Origin of the sequence: Oceanisphaera sediminis, assembly GCF_039539745.1 — a bacterium.
Lineage (GTDB): Bacteria > Pseudomonadota > Gammaproteobacteria > Enterobacterales > Aeromonadaceae > Oceanimonas > Oceanimonas sediminis.
This window is the reverse complement of sequence record NZ_BAABDS010000039.1, coordinates 27,455-47,516: the sequence shown is the minus strand read 5'-3', so window position 1 is coordinate 47,516 and position 20,062 is coordinate 27,455. Positions and strand designations below refer to the sequence as shown.

General features: G+C 61.3%; 15 protein-coding genes. 3 read left to right on the top strand and 12 right to left on the bottom strand.

All coding sequences use genetic code 11. From position 1 onward, the window contains the following. Positions 1 to 112 precede the first annotated feature (112 nt). Together metB and metL are read left to right on the top strand one after the other, a co-directional pair. Complete coding sequence (gene metB, locus ABD827_RS13850) at positions 113 to 1,273, top strand: cystathionine gamma-synthase (RefSeq protein WP_298716821.1); 1,161 nt, start codon at positions 113 to 115, stop codon at positions 1,271 to 1,273. Continuing rightward, positions 1,273 to 3,708: a bifunctional aspartate kinase/homoserine dehydrogenase II gene (gene metL, locus ABD827_RS13845; protein ID WP_344965282.1), complete on the top strand. Its 2,436-nt coding sequence runs from the start codon at positions 1,273 to 1,275 to the stop codon at positions 3,706 to 3,708. The genes metB and metL overlap by 1 nt, the downstream gene beginning before the upstream one ends. 79 nt (positions 3,709 to 3,787) lie before the next feature. Here the strand turns inward: metL and proX are convergent, their stop codons facing one another. The 12 genes from proX to argE form a co-directional block, all read right to left on the bottom strand. Beyond that, positions 3,788 to 4,783: a glycine betaine/L-proline ABC transporter substrate-binding protein ProX gene (gene proX, locus ABD827_RS13840; protein WP_344965281.1), complete on the bottom strand. Its 996-nt coding sequence runs from the start codon at positions 4,781 to 4,783 to the stop codon at positions 3,788 to 3,790. A gap of 17 nt (positions 4,784 to 4,800) precedes the next feature. Beyond that, a complete protein-coding gene (gene proW / locus ABD827_RS13835; RefSeq protein ID WP_344965280.1) occupies positions 4,801 to 5,964 on the bottom strand; it encodes a glycine betaine/L-proline ABC transporter permease ProW in 1,164 nt (387 codons plus the stop codon). Then, positions 5,961 to 7,160, bottom strand: a complete 1,200-nt coding sequence (gene proV / locus ABD827_RS13830; protein ID WP_344965279.1) for a glycine betaine/L-proline ABC transporter ATP-binding protein ProV — start codon at positions 7,158 to 7,160, stop codon at positions 5,961 to 5,963. Before proV ends, proW begins: the two co-directional genes overlap by 4 nt. A gap of 251 nt (positions 7,161 to 7,411) precedes the next feature. After that, the gene (locus ABD827_RS13825; protein ID WP_344965278.1) at positions 7,412 to 7,837 is read right to left on the bottom strand and encodes an NUDIX hydrolase; all 426 of its coding nucleotides are present in this window, start codon (positions 7,835 to 7,837) and stop codon (positions 7,412 to 7,414) included. 373 nt (positions 7,838 to 8,210) lie between these two features. Continuing rightward, positions 8,211 to 8,459 (bottom strand): GlsB/YeaQ/YmgE family stress response membrane protein, encoded by a 249-nt coding sequence (locus ABD827_RS13820; RefSeq protein ID WP_298716804.1) that lies wholly within the window; start codon positions 8,457 to 8,459, stop codon positions 8,211 to 8,213. A 75-nt stretch (positions 8,460 to 8,534) separates the two neighbouring features. Beyond that, a complete protein-coding gene (locus ABD827_RS13815; RefSeq protein ID WP_344965277.1) occupies positions 8,535 to 9,611 on the bottom strand; it encodes a DUF1513 domain-containing protein in 1,077 nt (358 codons plus the stop codon). Then, the gene (locus tag ABD827_RS13810; RefSeq protein ID WP_344965276.1) at positions 9,611 to 10,657 is read right to left on the bottom strand and encodes an imelysin family protein; all 1,047 of its coding nucleotides are present in this window, start codon (positions 10,655 to 10,657) and stop codon (positions 9,611 to 9,613) included. The genes ABD827_RS13815 and ABD827_RS13810 overlap by 1 nt, the downstream gene beginning before the upstream one ends. Continuing rightward, positions 10,654 to 12,039 (bottom strand): di-heme oxidoreductase family protein, encoded by a 1,386-nt coding sequence (locus ABD827_RS13805; protein ID WP_344965275.1) that lies wholly within the window; start codon positions 12,037 to 12,039, stop codon positions 10,654 to 10,656. The genes ABD827_RS13810 and ABD827_RS13805 overlap by 4 nt, the downstream gene beginning before the upstream one ends. 317 nt (positions 12,040 to 12,356) lie before the next feature. After that, positions 12,357 to 13,619, bottom strand: coding sequence for an imelysin family protein (locus tag ABD827_RS13800; RefSeq protein ID WP_344965274.1), 1,263 nt, complete (start codon positions 13,617 to 13,619; stop codon positions 12,357 to 12,359). A gap of 221 nt (positions 13,620 to 13,840) precedes the next feature. After that, positions 13,841 to 14,302 (bottom strand): Cys-tRNA(Pro) deacylase, encoded by a 462-nt coding sequence (gene ybaK, locus ABD827_RS13795; protein WP_344965273.1) that lies wholly within the window; start codon positions 14,300 to 14,302, stop codon positions 13,841 to 13,843. A gap of 347 nt (positions 14,303 to 14,649) precedes the next feature. Then, complete coding sequence (gene ppc, locus ABD827_RS13790) at positions 14,650 to 17,286, bottom strand: phosphoenolpyruvate carboxylase (RefSeq protein ID WP_344965272.1); 2,637 nt, start codon at positions 17,284 to 17,286, stop codon at positions 14,650 to 14,652. 358 nt (positions 17,287 to 17,644) lie between these two features. After that, positions 17,645 to 18,796: an acetylornithine deacetylase gene (argE, locus tag ABD827_RS13785; protein ID WP_344965271.1), complete on the bottom strand. Its 1,152-nt coding sequence runs from the start codon at positions 18,794 to 18,796 to the stop codon at positions 17,645 to 17,647. Positions 18,797 to 19,046: 250 nt separating this feature from the next. Between argE and argC the strand changes: the two genes are divergently transcribed. Next, a complete protein-coding gene (gene argC / locus ABD827_RS13780; protein ID WP_298716776.1) occupies positions 19,047 to 20,060 on the top strand; it encodes an N-acetyl-gamma-glutamyl-phosphate reductase in 1,014 nt (337 codons plus the stop codon). Positions 20,061 to 20,062: the final 2 nt, after the last annotated feature.

Below are 20,062 nucleotides of genomic sequence, written 5' to 3'. Positions count from 1 at the left end.
ACGTCCGGAAGGCTTGACGGCCCATTCCGGCTGGGTTACTGTGCGCGACTTGGAAGTTCCGTATTAGTAGCTAGCCAGGCTGCCTAAGCTGCCGTAGTGCAAAGGAGAGGATATGCCAGATTACCAGACCCAGACTCATGCCGTTCGTACCGGCATCGATACCGATACTCAGCATGGGGCTGTGGTGCCGCCTATCTACCTCAGCAGCACCTATTCTTTCGCCGATTTCAATGAGCAGCGCCGCTTCGACTATGCCCGCTCCGGCAACCCGACCCGCCAGACGCTGATCGATGCCCTGGCCCGGCTGGAAAAAGGCGCCGGCGCCGCCGTGACCGCCAGCGGCATGGGTGCCATCAATCTGATCATTACCTCTCAGCTGCAGGCCGGCGATCTGCTGCTGGCGCCTCATGACTGCTACGGCGGCAGCCACCGGCTGTTCAACTCCCTGGCCCAGAAAGGTAATTTCAAGGTCGAGTACGTTGATCAGACCGACGAGGCGGCGCTGGCGGCAGCCCTGGCCAAAAAGCCCAAAATACTGTGGATTGAAACGCCGTCCAACCCGCTGCTGCGAGTGGTGGATATAGCGGCACTGTGCGCGGCGGCCAAGGCCGTGGGCGCCTTGAGTGTGGTCGACAACACCTTTCTGTCGCCGGCGCTGCAACAGCCGCTGACTCTGGGTGCCGATCTGGTGGTGCACTCCACCACCAAATACATCAACGGTCATTCCGATGCGCTGGGCGGAGCCGTGGTGGCGGCCAGTGAAGAGCGGGCCGAAGAACTGCGCTGGTGGGCCAATTGCCTTGGCCTGACCGGCTCGGCCTTCGATAACTATCTGACCCTGCGCGGTCTGCGCACCCTGGGCGTGCGCATGCGTCAACACTGCGAAAACGCCGAGGCGCTGGTTACCTATCTGCAGGGCCGGCCGGAAGTCAACACCATCTATCATCCCAGTCTGCCCGGCAACCCCGGCCACGAGGTGGCGGCGCGCCAGCAGCTGGGCTTTGGTGCCATGCTCAGCTTCGAGCTGAATGTGGACGAAGCGGGCATGAAGGCGTTTTTGAAGCAGCTGAAGCTGTTCTGCCTGGCCGAGTCGCTGGGGGGGGTGGAAAGCCTGATTGCCCATCCGGCCACCATGACCCATGCGGCCATGACCGAAGAAGCCCGTCTCGTTGCCGGTATCAGCAACCAGTTGTTGCGGGTGTCGGTGGGTATCGAGGATGTTCGCGACCTGATCGAAGATTTCGACAATGCATTCAAGGTGTTAAGCAAGTAATGACCCAGCAGCAGAACGACACCGACCGCCATCGGCGTCCGGTGCACAAATTTGGCGGCAGCAGCCTGGCCGATGCCGCCTGTTTTCATCGCGTGGCCGACATCATCAACAGCCAGCGTCAGCCCGACGCCCTGATTGTGGTGTCGGCGTCGGGTAAAACCACCAACCGCTTGATTGAATTGCTCAATCTGTTTACCAGTGGTGACAATGCCGCCGCGGCGACCCTGGAAGGACTGTACAGCTTTCAGCGCGGTTTAATCGAAAATACTCTGGATGAAACGGAAGCGGCGCCCCTGCTGGCGGCGCTGGATGAAGACATCAATACCATTGCCGGGGTACTGGAAAATCACCGCCTGGACGACTATCAGCGCAGTTTTATCCAGTCGTTCGGCGAGCTGTGGTCTTCCCGGCTGCTGGCCAGCCTGCTGAACAGTCAGGGTGTGCCAGCAGCCTCGCTGGATGCACGTCGTTTTTTGCGGGTATCCGGCTCACCGGTGCAGGTGGACGAGGCACTCTCGCGCGAGCAATTACAGGGTATTCTGGCCGAGTATCCGGATCAGACACTGGTGGTGACCGGCTTTATTGCCGCCGATGCCGAAGGCCGTACCCGCTTGCTCGGGCGCAACGGCTCCGACTTCAGCGCCACCCTGCTGGCGGCGCTGGCCGACAGTTCACACAGCACCATCTGGAGCGATGTGCCGGGGGTGTTCAGTGCCGATCCCCGGCGGGTCACCGAAGCCCTGTTGCTGACCCGGCTGTCGCTGTCGGAAGCCGCCGAGCTGGCCCGACTGGGCTCGCCCATACTGCACAGCCGCACCCTGGGGCCGGTGTCGGCCAGCCGGCAACAGCTGATACTGCGCTGCAGTTACCACCCCAATGACGGTCACACCCGCATTGAACGCCTGCCCCGGCGAGAGTCGGGCGCCCGTATCGTGACCTCGGTAGACGATGCGGTACTGGTGGAAATGACCATTCCCGACCGTTATCAGGACAGAGTGAACGCACTGACCGAGTGGCTGACCCGGCGCGAGCTGGCCCCCCTGGCCTGCAAGCGGCGTCCCGAACGCAAGCTGTGGCAGATTGCCTATACCCGCGAACAGGCCGAGCAGGCCTTCTCGTTGCTGCGCGATCACCAGCCCGGTGGCGGCTTTGAAGACCTGCAACAGCGGGAAGGTTTTTCACTGGTGGCGCTGGTGGGCAAGGGCGTGACCGCCCAGGCCGAGCAGTGTCTGCATTTCTACCATGCGCTGAACGAGCAGCCGCTGGAGTTTATCCAGCCCGCCAAAAACGGCCTCAGCCTGGTGGGGGTGGTACGTAAAGTCATGCTGGAGCCCTTGCTGCTGCGGTTGCACCAGAGCCTGTTCAGTCGGCCTCGGCGTATCGGTCTGATCCTGTTTGGCCGGGGCAACATCGGCCAGGCCTGGTTAAAGCTGTATCAGCAAGAGAAGGCGCGGCTGGAGCAGACCCTGAACGTGCAGCTGACCCTGTACGGCGTGTTCGACTCCAAAGGTGCCATGCTCGCCAGCCAGGGGCTGGCCGTGGAGCAGGTGCTCAACAACTTCCAGTCCGAGTCCATGGTCTGGCCCGACTGGCTGGAAAACCTGGAAGAACACGGTTTCGACCAGCTGGTGGGACTCGACTTCACCGCGTCCGACACCCTGGTGCAGTACTATCCGAATCTGGTGCAGCAGCATATTCATCTGATTGCCGCCAACAAGCTGGCGGGCGCGGCTGAGCAGGGTTTTTATCTGCGATTGAAGCAGAGTCTGGCCGAGCATCGGGTACAGTTTCTCAGCAACGCCACCGTCGGCGCCGGGTTGCCGGTGCAGAGCAGCCTGCGCCAGCTGCAACAGTCGGGTGAGCAACTCCGTGGTATCAGCGGCATCTTTTCCGGCACCCTGAGCTGGCTGTTTCAGCGCTTTGATGGCAGCCAGCCGTTTTCCGAACTGCTGTTGCAGGCCTGGCAGCAGGGCCTGACCGAGCCGGATCCGCGCCAGGATCTGAACGGGCAGGATGTGAAGCGCAAGCTGGTCATTCTGGCGCGAGAGGCGGGTTTCGATCTGGATCCCGAACAGGTCAAGGTCAGCGATCTGGTACCCGAGGCGCTCGCCGCGCTGGAGAAAGAGGTGTTCTTCGACCGGTTGGCCGAACTGGACCAGCCGCTGGCCGAGGCGCTGGCCAGCGCGCGCGAACAAGGCGGCCTGTTGCGCCATGTGGCCCGCTTCGATGCCGCCAGTGGTGCCGCCAGCGTGGGGTTGGAAGTGGTGGCCGCAGATCACGCTTTCGCCCACCTGCGCCCCGGCGACAATGTCTATGCCATCGAAACCCGGCACTATCGGCAGAACCCGCTGGTGATCCAGGGCCCGGGGGCCGGCCGGGAAGTGACCGCCGGCGCCATGCAGGCCGACTTGTGGAATCTGCTGGCCGGTCTGTAACGAAAAAGGCTCCCGCAGGAGCCTTTTTTCATGACATTGAGTTGTCCTTCCCGAGGGCGGGAAGGGTCTTTTTTGATGCTTACTTCGCGGCCTCGAGAGCGGCGTTTACCCAGCCATCAAACTTGGCCTGATGGGCCTTGATCCAGCCGTCGGTATGGCGTTCTATGGCGGCCGGGGTGTCTTCGCCCTGTTTCATGCGCAGGTTCTGGGCGCTGATGTCGTTGGCGGAGATCTGCATCACTTCAAACAGTTTGGCGGCCGCCGGGTTGGCTTCGGCAAACTCCCGGTTGGCCACTATGTGTTGGGTGTTGGCCTGAAAACCGTAGTCCTTGCCGTTGGGCAGTGAAGTATCTACGTCCTTGCGTTCGCCGGGCAGGGAGGAGAAGGGAACTTCCAGCCAGATGACGTCCTTGCCGGGCACCAGCTCGCCGCTGATCCAGTAGGGGGTCCAGGTGTAGTAAAAAATGGGTTCATCGGCCCGGTAGCGGGAAATGGTGTCGGCCATAATGGCCGAATAGGCGCCCTGATTATGGGTAATGGTGTCGCGCAGGCCGTAGGCATCCAGATGGTGTTCAATCACTTTTTCGCAGCCCCAGCCCGGGGTGCAGCCGGTCAGATCGGCCTTGCCGTCGTCGTTTACATCGAACAGGGCGGCAATGTCCGGCTCCTTGAGTTGGCCTATGTTGGTGATGCCGTGTTGTTCGGCGGTGCGCTTGTCGATCAGGTAGCCCTGCAGGGCGCCGGTGGAATAGACCCCTTCCCGGTAGAGTTTTTCGTCACCACCGGCGGCTTTATAAAAGTCGATATGCAGCGGGTCCCAGTGGTCGGCCATAAAGGTGGCGTCGCCGTTGGCCAGGGCGATGTGGCCGGCGGCGTATTCGATTTCCTGAATGTCCTTCACGGTGTAGCCCAGTTTTTCCAGGCCCTTCATGACCAGCAGGGTCTGAAAGGTTTCCTCGGCAATGGAGCTTTTCAGGGGCTGTACCGAGATGCCGTCGCCGGGCAGGGCCGCGAGGGCGCTCAGGCTGAAGGTGGAGGCCAGCAGGCCGCCGGAAATAGCGCTTATCAGTTTCATTTTTCTCTCCTTGTCGTTTATTCCTTGTTGCCCAGCAGGCGATACAACAGACCCGCAGGGCCGGTTTGATACCAGTGATGTATACCCCGGCTACGCTTGTTCTGACCCATGGACTGGGTCAGCCGGTCCAGAATAATGGCCATTAATACAATGCCCAGGCCGCCCACGGTGGCCAGACCCATGTCGAGCCGGCCGATACCCCGCAACACCATCTGCCCCAGGCCACCGACGGCGATCATGGAAGCGATGACCACCATCGACAGGGCCAGCATCAGGGTCTGGTTGATACCGGCCATGATGGTGGGCATGGCCAGAGGCAGTTGCACTTTGAACAGCAGCTGTGACGGGCTGGCGCCAAAGGAGCGGGAGGCTTCCACCAGATCTTCCGGTACCTGGCGAATGCCCAGGCTGGTGAGGCGGATCAGCGGCGGCAGAGCGAAGATGATGGTCACGACCACGCCGGGTACGTTGCCGATGCCGAACAGCATGACGATGGGCACCAGATACACGAAGGCCGGGGTGGTCTGCATGGCGTCGAGCACCGGGCGCAGGGTGGTCTGGGCCCGGTTGCTGTAGCCGAGCCAGATCCCCAGCGGCAGCCCGATAAGCACGCAGAACACCACGGAAGTAAGCACCAGCGACAGGGTGATCATGGCCTCGTTCCAGGCGCCGATGGCGCCGATCAATACCAGTGACAGCAAACTGCCCAGGCCCAGCCGCCATCCGGATACCTGCCAGGCCAGCAGGGCCACCAGCAGGATCAGTACGGGAGAGGGAATGGCCAGCAGGCCTTGCTCCACACCGGAGAGAATAGTGTCTATGGGGGCGCGTACTGCCTGAAAACCGCTGCGAAAGTGAACGACCACCCAGTCCAGCCCATGTTCTACCCAGCGGTCGAGGGGAATCAGCGCATCCTGAAAGGGGTTCAGCCAGTCGATACCGGCTTGTTCTGCCGGTGCTTCGGGAGCGGCATCGAGCCAGCTGCTCCCGGTATCGGCCGGAGCGTCCGACTCCCAGGGGTCGGCAGCAGGTGCTTCGGCTGGAGAAGTCTGGTCCTCGGTGCCGGCATCGGCAGTGTTGCCCCAGGGGTCGGCGGCAGCTGCTTCGGCAGGAGAGGTCTGGTCCTCGGTGCCGGCATCGGTCGCCGCCGCCCAGGGATCCGGGTTTTGTTCCTTGCTCATGAAGGAGTTTCTCCTTGGCGATCCAGTATTTCCAGCAGGGCGGACTTGGTGATCACGCCCAGGTAGCGGTCCTGTTCGTCGATCACGGGCAGGGCGCAGGGTGCCTGGGCCGCCTGGCCCAGCACCTTGCCCAGCGGCGTGTCGGCGGATACCGGCTCGAGTTCGCTCAGCATGGCGGCCTGCAACTCGCTGCCGGATTTTTCTGCCTGTATGAGTGATTCAACCGATACCGTGCCCAGGTAGCGCTGCTCCCGGTTCAGTACGCAGCCATGCTGCCGTCCTGACTCGCGCAGCTGGCGCAGGGCCTGGCTGACACCGCCTTCACCTTCGGACTCCAGAGTGGGCTGCTGGTCGCTGGCCACGTCTTTGGCGCTGAATACCTGGCTGACATCCACGCCGCGAAAGAAGCTTTTCACATAGTCGTTGGCCGGGTTGTTGAGAATGTCATCAGGGGTACCCACCTGCACCACTTCGCCCCCTTCCATGATGGCGATGCGATCGCCGATGCGCATGGCTTCGTCCAGATCGTGGGAGATGAACACTATGGTGCGTTGGTCGCGGGCCTGAAGTTGAATGAGCTCGTCCTGCATTTCGGTCCGGATCAGTGGGTCGAGCGCGGAAAAGGCTTCGTCCATCAGCAGTACGTCGGGATCCACCGCCAGCGCCCGGGCCAGTCCCACCCGCTGTTGCATGCCGCCGGAGAGCTGGTCCGGGTAGGAATGCAGGTGGGCCGCCAGTCCGACTCGCTCCAGTGCTTCCCGGGCAGTTTGATGACGCTCACCCTTGGCCACGCCGTCCAGCTCAAGACCGAAGGCGACGTTGTCCTGAATGTTGAGGTGGGGCATGAGCGCGAAGGACTGGAACACCATGCTGATCTTTTTGCGCCGGGCCTGGCGCAGGGCGTGGGCGTTCATGGAGGCGATGTCTTCACCGTCCAGGTATACGTGACCGCGGGTGGGCTCAATCAGACGATTGAGCAGGCGTACCAGAGTGGATTTTCCCGAGCCGGACAGCCCCATGATCACGAAGATTTCGCCGGGGTAAATATCGAAACTGGCGTCTTTTACCGCCGTGGTTAGGGAGGTCTGCTGGAAAATGTCGTCTTTGCCCAGCCCCTGCTCCAGCAGAGGAAAGGCCCGCTCGGGCTGGTCGCCGAACACCTTGTACAGGTTGGCGACAGAAAGTTTGGGCTGCATATCCTTTGCCATTTTGTTGAGGGTTAAATTGTTTAGCTTTCTAAGTATATGATCTTACTATGCCTTAAGATGGGCTGGCAGCACAAGTCCCTTTTATGTCAGTTTTTAGCCATATAAACGACCAAATCATAGAGATGCAGGGACGGCAGGGGAATATCAAAGGCTTTGCAGGAAGCCTTTGATGAGAGAAAAACATTACAGAACGATACTTTTACGTGATGATATATGCGCATGGCTGGCGCAGGCAGGGGTTACCCTGGCCGGGATCGCTCGATAATTTCCTGCAAGTCCGGGCACAGCGGCGAGGGCAGGGCCTCGGGGCTGAACCAGGCCACCGCCTCGGCATCGTCGGCGGCCCGCGGGCTGCCGCTGCGGTACTGGCCGCCGACTGCCACCATCACATAGTGGTGGGCCAGCTCGCCGTCGTCACCGTTGGCCAGCACGTCATAACAGGCGAAGGGCGCCGTCATCTCGGCGTGAACACCGGTTTCCTCCTGCAGTTCCCGGGCCGCGCCTTCGGCCATGGTCTCACCCCATTCCAGCTTGCCACCGGGAAAGCCCCAGTGACCGGCATGAGGCGGGTACTTGCGTTTGACCAGCAGCACCTGCTGCCGGTGCCAGACGATGGCAATCACGCCGACCTTGGGTGATGGCTTGGGAGATACTGAAGGCTCCATTTGTGCTCCTTATGACAAAAATCAGGCATCACCATAACCCAGATGAGGTTGTGGTGCATGGGTGTGCGAGCCCGTGTCTTGGTCGTGTTTTATACATCGGACAAAGGGCCCGCCCCGCCGACTCGCGGTAGATACACCCCTGTACGCTCTCTGTTTCATCCCTGAAACAGAAGGCCGGTGGAGCGAATCCCTTTGTCCTCCTGATGCAGCAGCGTTGCCTGTCGGTGCCGTCAACAGATGGTGCCGGCGTCAAGAAGAGGTAACAGGGATTGTCTCAGCCGACCGTGAAATGCCAGGGATGGCATTTACGAGCCCCCATGGATGGGTTCACGGCGTGTCGGTGGAGATAACCCTGTTACCTCTCGAACCATCGTTATTTTTTCAGCAGTCGGTAAACGAACAGCAGGGCCAGGGCACCGATGATGGCGGTGAAAAAGCTGCCGAGGTTGAAGCCGGTCACCGAACCAAAGCCGAGCCGAGTACCGATCCAGCCGCCGACGAAGGCACCGGCGATACCCAGCAGCATGGTCATGATGATGCCGCCGCCGTCCCGGCCCGGCATCAGCCACTTGGCCAGCATGCCGGCCAGTAACCCAAACACAATCCAGCTTAAAATACCCATGTGATGTTCCTTGTGCCGATGATGAGGAGTGAACATGGGTCCCCGACAAACGAAGACCCTAGAGCCTAATGATAGTCAGGCGTCAATCAAAGCCCAGTGATTATCCCATTGGTAGGCCGAATAGAAGCGTTGCTCGCGACCGCCGCTGTCGAGCCGGCTGATGCCGCCCTGGCCGCTGCCCAGCCAGATGTTCTCACCTTTGGCCGAGGCGCCGGAGGCGTCGGACAGGGGGGCGATGCGGATCAGCTCGCCACTGTGACGATGCCAGAGGCCATAACAGTTGCCGGGCGGCGAGGTGGCGGCAATCAGGGTATCGGTGACGGCGATGCTGGCGATGTAATGATTGAAGCGGGCCCAGTCGAGCGTGGTGCCGCCCAGCGTTTGCAATGGCTGGCCGGGCCGGTGGCGCACGATCAGCGGCGGATAGTCGTCCGGCTCGCCTCTGTACTGCTGACCGGTGAACACCTCGCCGTCATGGGTGACCGCCAGATGGCGAATCGACAAGTGTTTGTCTGCCAGGGTGGCCTGCTCCAGCAATTCGCCGGTAGTGGCGTCGAGATAGCTCAGGCTGGGTGCCATGGTATTCAGGTTGAGTGGCTTCCGCCCCAGGGTGTGCACGCCGCCCACACCCACTACCAGGTTGCCGTTGGGCAGCAGGCGGATTTCGTGCGGGCCTATACCGAAGCCGCGATATTCCGCCACTTTTTCCAGCCTGTCTGCCGCCAGCGCGTAGACGCCGATGATGCCTTCGCTGCTGTCGTCGACGCCCTCGGTGGTAAACAGGCGGCGGCCGTCGGCGCTGAACACGCCGTGACCGTAATAATGGCGTTGGGAGTCGGCCTCGCGCACCTGCAACAGGCGCCCTTCGGCATGGTCGAACAGACTGAGAAAGCCGCCCGGGCGGCGGGCATGACAGACCGCCAGCGGCAGATGAGGATGCACCGCCATGCCGTGGCCCCGATCGGGCAGTGGCAGCTCATAGCGCAGGCTGCCATCCAGATTGAGCGCCTGCACCACATAGCGATCCTGCGCTCTACGTCCGCCGCCGATAAGGTAACTTTGCGGGCTGCGGGGCAGGGCGCAACCGGCCAGCCCCAGGCTGCACAAGACGCCGGCGGCCGACAGGCCTTTCAGAAACTGGCGCCGCTGCATCAGTCGCCGTCCGTGGAATTAAAGCCGAGGTTCAGGCCCAGCTCTTCGGGCAGGCGCTGTTTCAGCTGGTAACCCAGTTGATCGAACGACAGCTTGAAGCGCAGCAGGGCGGCGTAGCGATCCCCTTCCAGCCAGTAGCCCAGGCTGTCGCCCTCGGGCAGATGCTTGAGGGTGTCGGCAAAGGCGTGATCCAGCGCCGCGATAACGGCGGCATGACTCGGGTCTTGCTGTTGTGAATCTTGCAGATAGGCGCGGATGCCGCCATGGCGGTATTCCTGCTCCAGCGACAGCAGGCTGGCGCGCAGAAAGTGCAGCGACTGACCGCTGCGCCAGGCCTCGGCAAACAGCGGCCGTGGGTGTTCTACGGTGTTCAGCGGCAACACCAGCTTCTTTTCGATACGCTCGTAACGATGAGACAGCTGGCCCAGTATCTGGGTCAGCAGGGCGGTACTGCCCCCCTGTTGCTGCATTCGGGCCAGTTGCTGCTGGTAACCGTCGGCATCGTGCCAGGCGGTGCTCAGCCGTTGGCCATTGGCCGCCAGCTCGGCACCGATGCCGGGTAGCAGCAGGCAGCGCTGCCGGGGCGTGAGGTCGTTTTCGAGCAGATATTCCATGGCGCCCAGGGTGGTGGTGACACCTTGTTGCCGCACGGGCTGGCCCTGCTCGGCGGCGGTCAGCTGGCGTTGCAGCTGCTTGCCGGTGGTGTCCTTCTTGTCGGGCCAGAACTGAAAGGAAAAGCTCAGGCCTTCGGCATCCAGCGGGCCACCACTCTGGCCCTGATGGGCGCTCCAGGTGGCAAAGCTGCGGCGCCAATGCTGTTTGAGATCGGCTAGCGCATCTTTCTGTGTGGCAGACGATGACGGCTGGCAATAATCGCTGCCGGCCTGTTGCAATTGCTGCAGTTCGCCGGCCAGCCGGTCGGCCTGTGCGCGCATGAAGGTCAGATGATGATCGCTCAGGGTCTGCAGGGCCGGATCAAGCGGTGGCTGGCTCTGACAGGCGGTAAGAGTGCCAAGGGTGGCGAGCAGCAACAGTGTTTTTTTCATAGGGACTCCAGAAAGGCGATGAGTCGAGTGCGTTCTTCGCTGCTCATGGCGATGACGCTTTGTTTGGCGGCCTCGGCTTCGCCACCGTGCCAGAGAATGGCCTCCAGCAGGGTACGGGCACGGCCATCGTGCAGGTAATAGGCATCGCTGCCGGCCACTTCGCCGGCATAGCCCAGCCCCCAGAGTGGCGGCGTGCGCCATTCATGACCGTTAGCCTGAAACTCGGGGCGGTTGTCGGCCAGGCCGTCGCCCATGTCGTGCAGCAGCAGATCGGTATAGGGATAGATTTTCTGGTGGCTCAGCGCCACGCTGTCATGTTCGCCGGTGGTGTAAGAAGGGGTGTGGCAACCGCTGCAGCCCAGGGCCAGAAACAGCTGTTTGCCGGCGGCCACGTCGGGGTGGTCCAGATTACGGCGGGCGGGCACCGCCAGATGCTGGCTGTAGAAGGTGACCGAGTCCATGATGTCGTCGCTGACTTCAATTTGGCCACCATCGGGATACCGGTCGCAGCCCTGCGCCGGAGCGCAATCGTCGGCGGGAAACAGCGACGAGCTCAGCCCCATGTCACCGGCGAAGGCACCGGCATCCTGCTGGCGCAGGTTGGGCTGGCCCGCTTTCCAGCCGAAGCGGCCGACCACGGTCTGCTCTGCGGCAATGTCCCACACCCGGTTGGCGCGGCCGCTGATGCCATCTCCGTTGCTGTCTTGAGGATCTTCGCGCACCAGCAGGTCGGTTTCATCGATGGCTTCCAGCAGGCCCAGGCCAATCATGGGCGGGGCGATGCGGGACGAGAACAGGGTATCCGGGTGCAACGCACCGTAGCCGGGCTCGGCCACCGTCAGCCGTGGCTGGCGCAGTTCCACCTCGGTGCCGTCTTTCAGGCTCACGGTGTGGGTCTGATAGTCGATCTGTACCCTGCCCTCGGGACGGGCGCCGGGAATGGCCATGTCCTGCAGCTGGCCGCCATAGGTGGGCTCGTTGATCACGCCGTGCATCCGCAACCATTCTTCCTGCTCGGGGCTGCCGTCGCTCGGAATCGACAGCCGTACCAGCATGCTGACCGCGTTGTCGCCGGCAAATTGCGGCGGGTGGCCGCGGCCATCCTTGACGTGACAGCTCTGACAGGCGTTGGTATTGAACAGCGGCCCCAGGCCATCGCGGGCATCGGTGGTGGCGGGCGCGGTGACCCAGGGGTTGCGAAAGAAGCTGTTGCCGACCGAGAAATCCAGTCGCTTTTGAAAACTGAGGTTGGTGGCGGGCATGGAATAGGCGTTGGCACCGGTTTTGTCGGTGGTGGTGTCGCCACCGGGTTTGGCCGGGTTGGCCTGCGCATTCAGGGCCAGGGTGGCGCCGAGCAGCAAACTGCCGAGTCGAAAAAGCATAGAGACTCCAGAGTAAGAGGGACACCTGTGGCTTCAGATTGTGAGTCGGTGGCCGGGCAGCTCAGGGAGTTCGGCCAAAGGGTCAACCCCACCGACACGCCATAAACCCCTCCCTGGGGGCTCGGGCATGCCATCCATGGCATGCCACGGTCGCTGGAGTTGATCCCTTCGGCCTCTTTTCTGATATCGGCGCTACCTGTTGTAGGCTGCCTGAAGGTCTGCGTACAGTCTGATGCTCAAGGTGTGCCGTGGCGGGAAGGTACCGATGCCGTGGCGCCGCCCTCCCGCTGTATTGTTATTGATATGCGATGTTGAACTCAGAACTCGTGATCGGCGGTGTCCGGGTTCAGGTTATTGATGCCGATGGTGTTGGCGGCCAGTTCGATGGCGCGGGTCTGCTTGACCAGGCCGTCGATGGCATCCAGCACCAGCTGGTTACCGGCCGGGTTGTCGGCGGCAATCAGCTGATCAAAATGCACATTATTGAGTTCGGCAGACGCGACCAGTTGGTAGACACCCTGTTCGCTCTCGCGCATCTGAACGCCAATCTGTTTGGCGGCATCGCTGTCTTGCTGTGCCACCAGCTGCAGCAGCGAAGGGCCTTGCAGTATGCTGCCGTCGATGCGCTGGTACTCGCCGAACATCAGATTAACGATGCCTTTTTCGTTGTAATAATGAGAGTGGTGGGTGTTGTCGGAGAAGCAGTCGTGCTCGTCTTCCACCGAGTTGGCCACCAGTGCCACCTTCATCCGTTCACCGGCCAGCTCGCCCAGTGACAGGGAGCCCATGCCGAACAGCATGCGGCGCAGGCCTTCTTCGGCGGGCAGGCCAGTCAGTTCGGCGCGATAGTTGCCGTTCTGGCCGGCTTGCCACTGGCTGCTCATCCAGCCGAGATCGCTGACCAGCAGCTGACTGGCGGCCTGCAGGTAATCCCGGCGGCGGTCGCAGTTGCCGTTGGTGCAGTCTTCGCCCAACGCATAGTCGGTGTAGGGGCGCTCGCCGGCACCGGGCGCGGTGCCGTGCAGATCCTGGCCCCAGAGCAGAAACTCGATGGCGTGATAACCGGAGGCCACGTTGGCTTCGGAGCCGGCCAGTTCGTTGAGGCCGGCCAGTAGCTCGGGGGTGATGTTGCTGACATCCAACTGCTCACCGCCAACCTGCAGTGCCGTGTTGGCGACGATATTGGCGGCGGCGCCGTCGTTGCCCAGCTCGTGCTGATAGCCGTCGGCCACATAGTCGATCAGTCCCTCATCCAGCGGCCAGGCGTTGAGCTGGCCTTCCCACTCGTCGACCACCGGGTTGCCGAAACGAAACACCTCGGACTGCTGATAAGGCACCCGGGCCGCTTTCCAGGCGGTACGCGCCTGAGCCAGGGTTTGCTCGCTTGGGCTGGCCAGCAGTTGCTGAATGGCCACATCCAGTTGCTCGGCGGCCGTCAGGGAATCGGCGTAAACCGCATGGGCGATGTCGGTATAGTGTTCGACCACTTGTTTCTGGCTGACCGCTGGGGTACTGGTCTGGGCGCAACCGCTCAGCAGGGCACCGATGGCGGCGGCGAGCACGAGTTTGGGGTAAGGCATCCGGATATCCTTATGACTATGCTTTTGAGAATCGTTTGTATTATCGGGTGCGAATGGTAGCGTTTTTCGGCAACTAGCCGCAAGAACTAGCAGAAAAAATGTCTGACTTCCTACGGAAGGCGGTCATTCTTCACGCCTCACGCCTCACGCCTCACGCCTCACGCCTCACGCCTCACGCCTCACGCCTCACGCCTCACGCCTCACGCCTCACGCCTCACGCCTCACTCGGCGATGTCGGCCACCACGGCGCCGAGCAGGTTTTGCACCACCTCTGCGGCAACGGCCACCGACAGCCCGCGCTTGCCGCCGGATACCAGTACGCAAGGATAATGGCTGGCCGAGGCGTCCAGCACCGTCGGCAGGCGCTTTTTCTGGGCGAAGGGGCTGATGCCACCCACCTTGTAGCCGGTCAGTCGTTCCGCCTTGGCGGGCGGCATCATGTCGAGCTTTTTCACTCCGGCGGCCTTGGCCAGCCGCTTCAGATTGACCTTGCCGGAAGAAGGCACCAGCGCCACTACCGGCCCCTGTTCGCCTTCGGTGAGCAGCGTCTTGAACACCTGCTCCGGCGGCACCTGTAATTGTTCGGCCGCATGGGCACCAAAGTCATCCAGGGTAGTGCATTCATATTGATGTTGGGTAAAGGTGGCTTTTTGTTTTTCCAGAAACAGGATGGCGGGGGTCATGGTGAAATCCGGTGAATAAGTGAAGGAAAAATTATGCAGATAAATACAGCGGTAAGCTATAAGCCGGAAGAAAATGGGACTGGGGACTGGGGACTGGGGACTGGGGACTGGGGACTGGGGACTGGGGACTGGGGATATTCATCCCAGCCTACGCAACTGAAGGAGGGTAAAGGGGATCACAGAGCCGACTGTGACATGCCAGGGATGGCATGTCCGAGCCCACATGGAGGTGCTCGTGGCGTGTCGGCGTTGTGACCCCTTTACTCGACTGTGCAGAATGTCTCTGCTTACAGCTGATAGCTGATAGCTGATAGCTGATAGCTGATAGCTGAACGCTTACAGCTGGTTTACCCGGTATTTCGCATGCCGGCGGCGATGCCGGCGATGGTGACCATCAGTGCCTGATCCAGCACCGGGTGAATTTCTCCCTGCTGGCGCGAGCGCTTGAGCAATTCGGCCTGCAGCACGTTGAGCGGATCCGTGTAGGGATTACGCAAGGTGATGGACTCCTTGATCCAGGGTTGGTCCGACAGCAGTTCCGCTTCTTCCTTGAGTTGCAGGATCAGCGCCATGCTGGCTTTCAGCTCGTCGCGCAGTTGCCGGCCCAGCGGTTTGAGTGCGTCGGGAACCAGTACGCTGTCGTAGTAGGCGGCCAGATTGGGATCGGTTTTGAGAAACACCATTTCCAGCATGTCCAGCCGCGCACGGAAGAAGGGCCAGCGCTTGTTCATCGCTATCAGGGTGTCTTCCTGGCCGTTGGCAATCACCTGTTCCAGCCCCTTGTGAGCACCCAGCCAGGCGGGCAGCATCAGCCGGTTCTGGGTCCAGGCAAAAATCCAGGGAATGGCGCGTAGGCTTTCTACCCCGCCGTTGGGTTTGCGTTTGGCCGGGCGCGAGCCCAGCGGCAGCTTGCCCAGCTCCTGCTCGGGGGTGGCGGCACGGAAGTAAGGCACGAAGTCGGGTTCGTCACGGATGAGTCGCCGATAGTGTGCACAGGACACCTCGGCCATGGTGTCCATCAGCTCGCGCCACCGGGGCTCGGGCTCGGGCGGCGGCAGCAGGTTGGCCTCCAGCACGGCGCTGGCATAGAGCGCCAGGCTGTCGATGGCCACCTTGGGCAGACCGAACTTGAAGCGAATCATCTCGCCCTGCTCGGTAACCCGCAGGCCGCCAAGGGTCGAGCCCGGGGGCTGCGCCAGAATGGCCTGACGGGCCGGGCCGCCGCCGCGACCCAGGCTGCCGCCCCGGCCATGGAACAGGGTCAGCTTGATCTGCTCTTGCGCGCTGATACCGACCAGTTTTTCCATGGCGCTGTACTGGGCCCAGCCTGCGGCCATCATGCCCGCGTCCTTGGCCGAGTCGGAATAGCCGATCATCACGAACTGGCGACCCTGCAGATAACCGCGATACCAGGGCAGATGATACAGCTGCTCGATCACTTCGGCGCCGTTGTTGAGATCGTCCAGGGTTTCAAACAGCGGTGCCACCGGCAGCGGGAAGTCGACGCCGCATTCCTTCAACAGCAGTTGTACCGCCAGCACATCGGACGGGGCGCCGGCCATGGAGATGATGTAAATGCCGAAGGCGTCCTGCGGGTGGTCGGCGATGACCTTGCAGGTATCCAGTACTTCCTTGGTGTCGGCACTGGGCTGCCATTGGCCCGGCAGCCCTTGTCGCGGCAATAGGGGGCGACGGGAGTTGAGTTCGTTGAGCAGAAACGCCTGCTTGTCGGCCTCGCTCCAGTCGGCGTAATCGCCGAGGCCGAGGTAACGGGTGATTTCGGCCAGGGCCTGGGTGTGGCGTTCGCCGTCCTGGCGCACATCCAGCTTGAGCAGGTGGATGCCGAAGCAGGCGACCTTGCGGATCACGTCCAGCAACAGGCCGTCGGCGATTTTGCCGAGGCCGCATTCCTGCAGCGAGCGATAGCACAGCTCCAGCGGCTGGCGCAGTTGCTCGGTGGTGGTGATCAGATCCCGGGCGTCGGTGCTCTGGCCCTGTACCCGGGCGTTGAGATACATCAGGGTTTCGCGCAGATCTTCACGCAGGGTGCGCAGTATGGCCCGGTACGGCTCGTCGCTCTGATCGGCGGCCCGGTAGAGTTCATCATTGGCCTGAGACATCGACAGCTCGGACACCAGTTCCTGAATGTCGTTGAGAAACAGCGAGCTGGCCATCCAGCGGCCGAGCAGTAACACCTCGCGGGTTACCTTAGCGGTGACGAAGGGGTTGCCGTCCCGATCGCCGCCCATCCAGGAGGCGAAGCGCACCGGAGAGGCATCCAGCGGCAGTCGCACGCCCAGCTGCTCATGCAACTGGTCGTCGAGCTGGCGCATGAATTTGGGCAGGGCGGGCCAGAGGCTGTTTTCGATCACCGCAAAGCCCCATTTGGCTTCGTCGACCGGGGTCGGCCGCTGGGCGCGGATTTCGTTGCTGTGCCAGGCCTGGGTGATCAGTTGCTCGACCCGGGCCAGCAGCTCGGTTTTTTCCTGCTCGGGCAGATCCAGCTCCAGCGCCGCCAGGCAGTCGTTGAGCTGCACGTGCTTGTGAATAAAGGTACGACGGGTCACTTCGGTGGGGTGAGCGGTCAGCACCAGTTCGATATCCAGACCGGCAACGGCCTCCCTGATACTGGCCTCGTTCACCTCGGCCGTTTTCAGTCGTTCGAATACCTGACTGAGCGGGCTGGGACCGGCGTTATGCTGATATTCCCGGGAGATGGTGTGAAACTGTTCGGCGACGTTGGCCAGGTTGAGAAACTGGCTGAAGGCGCGGGCCACCGGCAGCAGCTCGTGGTCGCTCAGGTTCTTGAGGGTATCCAGCAACTGCTGCTGATCCTCGTCGTTACCCTGGCGCGCCGACTTGGCCAGCTGGCGAATGGTTTCGATTTTGTCGAGAAAGGCCTGGCCGTGGTGATCCTTGATGGTATCGCCCAACAGTTGTCCCAGCAGGCCGACGTTGGCCCTGAGTGCCGCATGATTATCCATATCTGCCTCATCTGTATAGTTGTTATAGCTTGTTGTTTCCGCTGAGCGTTATCTAGCCACCTTTCCTTATACCGGTCAATCTCGCCGAAGACAGACCGGCATTTTTGGGATCTGTTTCGCTAAATGTCAGGTGAGGGGAGGAATGACGTTGGGACTGAAGGACAAAGGGCCCGCTCCGCCGACACGCCATGAATACCTCCTTGTAGGCTCTCTGTTTCATCCCTGAAACAGAAGGTCAGCGGAGCAGATCCCTTTGTCCTCTTCCTGATAGTGGTGTCGCCTGGTGGTACTTCCCTCGGATAGCTCCGAGTCATGGAAGAGGCAATCTTGTTGCCTCTTTTCCGAACGAAACAGCTCATTACTTTGTCAGGCAGAAACGGTTGACCAACTGTTGCAGTACGTCTACGGTTGGTTTGACGAACGACAGGTCCAGGTATTCGTCGGGCTGGTGCGCCTGGGCGATGTGGCCCGGGCCCAGCACTATGGTCTGACAGCCCAGCTGGTTGATAAAGGGCGCTTCGGTGCAGTAGTTGACCGCTTCGGCCTTGTTGCCGGAGATGCTTTCTGCCGCTTTGACCAGCTCGCCGTCCGGATCGGTACCATAAGGCGGAATCGGCTCGTGCAGATGGGTCAGTTCCAGCGCCTTGGGATACTGCTCCTTGATCGGCTCCAGCGCGTGGTGCAGCAGGCCCAGCAGTTCGTCGGGGCCCACACCGGGAATGGGGCGCATGTCGAAGTGCAGTTCGCAACAGGCGCAGATGCGGTTGGGGCTGTCGCCGCCGTTGATATGGCCCAGGTTGAGGGTCGGCTGAGGCACCTTGAAGTGATGATTGCCGTAGTTTTCCTTCAGCTGGCGCTGCAGGTCCAGCAGCCGCCCCATGACCTGATGCATGATCTCCAGCGCGTTGACGCCGTTGGCCGGATCCGAGCTGTGGCCGCTTTTGCCGGTGATGCGAATGGCTTCGGACATGTGGCCCTTGTGCATCATCACCGGTACCAGGCCGGTGGGCTCGCCGATCACCGCGTAATCGGGCTTGATGGCCATGGCGCTGGCAATGGCACGGGCACCGGCCATGGTGGTTTCTTCGTCGGCGGTGGCCAGAATGCGAATCGGTTTGGTGAGCTTGCTCAGATCCAGGTCTTTCAGCGCTTCCACGATAAAGGCGAAGAAGCCTTTCATGTCGATGGTACCCAGGCCGTAAAGCCGGTTGCCTTCTTCGGTCAGCTTGAACGGGTCCTTGGTCCAGCGGCCGGGGTCGAAGGGCACGGTGTCGGTATGGCCGGCCAGCAGCAGGCCGCCGTCGCCTTCGCCCCTGGTGGCCAGCAGGTTGAACTTGCCGGGCAGGTCGGGCAGCTCGGTGACCTCGACGGCAAAGCCAAGCTGGCTGAACCAGTCTGCCAGCAGGCGAATGACCTGCTCGTTACTCTGATCCCAGCTGCTCTCGGTGCTGCTGATGGAGGGGAGGGCGATGATGCTGCGGTACATGTCCAGCAAGTTGAGCGATGTCATAGGATCTCCGTCTGAAAAAATATCTAATTTAAATTCACCACAATTGCATAAGTATGTTTTTATTGCTAGGCTGCGATTTCGTTCTTATCCGGGTAACTAGCGTAACAGATGGCCATGTCTTTCCTCCCCTTGTCACCGCGACGACGACAGCTCGCCTGAGCCATTTCTCTAGGGTGACACAAGCCCTGAAAACACGCTAGGCTGACGCCTGCATCTCAACCAAGCCGAATTCAAACTGACGGATACGCCCATGTTAAAAGCTGCAATTATTGGTGCCAGTGGTTACACCGGGGCCGAACTGGCCGGTTTAATCCAGAGCCACCCGAACCTTTCTCTGGCCGGCCTCTATGTGTCTGATGGCAGTCAGGATGCGCATAAGCCGTTCGCGAGCCTGCACCCGCGCTGGCGCGGGGTGATTGACCAGCCGCTGTTGCCGCTGGATGCCGACGCGCTGAGCCGCATTCATACCGAAGCGGATCTGGTGCTGCTGGCCACCGCCCATGAAGTGAGCCACGATCTGGCACCGGGTTTTCTGGCCAAGGGGTTGCCGGTATTCGATTTGTCCGGTGCCTTCCGGGTGCAGGGCGAAGGCTTCTACGAGCAGTTTTACGGTTTTCAGCACCAGCATGGCGACTGGTTAAGCCAGGCGGTCTATGGCCTGGCCGAGTGGAATCAGGATGCCATTCAATCGGCCCAGCTGATTGCCGTGCCCGGTTGTTACCCCACCGCCTCGCTCAGCGCGCTCAAGCCGCTGCAGTCCGCCGGCCTGATTGCCGCCGGCAGCAAGCCCATTATCAGTGCCGTATCCGGCGTCAGCGGTGCCGGTCGCAAGGCAAGCATGGCCAACAGCTTCTGCGAAGTCAGCTTCAAGCCTTATGGCGTGCTCAATCACCGCCATCAGCCGGAAATCAGCCATCATCTGAGCAACCAGGTGGTGTTTCAGCCGCATCTGGGCAACTTTATTCGCGGTATTCTCGCCACCATTTATGTGCAGCTGAACGACGACGTCAGCGACGAACAGATTGCCGCCGCCTATCACCAGGCTTACGATGGCCAGAAAATCGTGCGTCTCACCGGTCAGTGGCCGCAAATCAACGACGTGGCGGGTACGCCTTTCTGTGATCTGCACTGGGCGCGGGACGGCAACCAGCTGATCGTGGTGTCGGCAATCGATAATTTGTTGAAAGGCGCGGCCAGTCAGGCCATTCAGTGTATCAATATTAATCAGGGATTCTCGCCGCTGGCGGGTCTGGTTCAGGAGTAATC

Bases quoted from the DNA above. Each gene is read 5' to 3' on its own strand.
- proW (WP_344965280.1), bottom strand. From the start codon at position 5,964: ATGAGCAAGGAACAAAACCCGGATCCCTGGGCGGCGGCGACCGATGCC.
- proX (WP_344965281.1), bottom strand. From the start codon at position 4,783: ATGAAACTGATAAGCGCTATTTCCGGCGGCCTGCTGGCCTCCACCTTC.
- ABD827_RS13825 (WP_344965278.1), bottom strand. From the start codon at position 7,837: ATGGAGCCTTCAGTATCTCCCAAGCCATCACCCAAGGTCGGCGTGATT.
- proV (WP_344965279.1), bottom strand. From the start codon at position 7,160: ATGCAGCCCAAACTTTCTGTCGCCAACCTGTACAAGGTGTTCGGCGAC.
- ABD827_RS13810 (WP_344965276.1), bottom strand. From the start codon at position 10,657: ATGAAAAAAACACTGTTGCTGCTCGCCACCCTTGGCACTCTTACCGCC.
- ABD827_RS13805 (WP_344965275.1), bottom strand. From the start codon at position 12,039: ATGCTTTTTCGACTCGGCAGTTTGCTGCTCGGCGCCACCCTGGCCCTG.
- ABD827_RS13820 (WP_298716804.1), bottom strand. From the start codon at position 8,459: ATGGGTATTTTAAGCTGGATTGTGTTTGGGTTACTGGCCGGCATGCTG.
- ybaK (WP_344965273.1), bottom strand. From the start codon at position 14,302: ATGACCCCCGCCATCCTGTTTCTGGAAAAACAAAAAGCCACCTTTACC.
- ABD827_RS13800 (WP_344965274.1), bottom strand. From the start codon at position 13,619: ATGCCTTACCCCAAACTCGTGCTCGCCGCCGCCATCGGTGCCCTGCTG.
- metB (WP_298716821.1), top strand. From the start codon at position 113: ATGCCAGATTACCAGACCCAGACTCATGCCGTTCGTACCGGCATCGAT.
- argC (WP_298716776.1), top strand. From the start codon at position 19,047: ATGTTAAAAGCTGCAATTATTGGTGCCAGTGGTTACACCGGGGCCGAA.
- ppc (WP_344965272.1), bottom strand. From the start codon at position 17,286: ATGGATAATCATGCGGCACTCAGGGCCAACGTCGGCCTGCTGGGACAA.
- metL (WP_344965282.1), top strand. From the start codon at position 1,273: ATGACCCAGCAGCAGAACGACACCGACCGCCATCGGCGTCCGGTGCAC.
- ABD827_RS13815 (WP_344965277.1), bottom strand. From the start codon at position 9,611: ATGCAGCGGCGCCAGTTTCTGAAAGGCCTGTCGGCCGCCGGCGTCTTG.
- argE (WP_344965271.1), bottom strand. From the start codon at position 18,796: ATGACATCGCTCAACTTGCTGGACATGTACCGCAGCATCATCGCCCTC.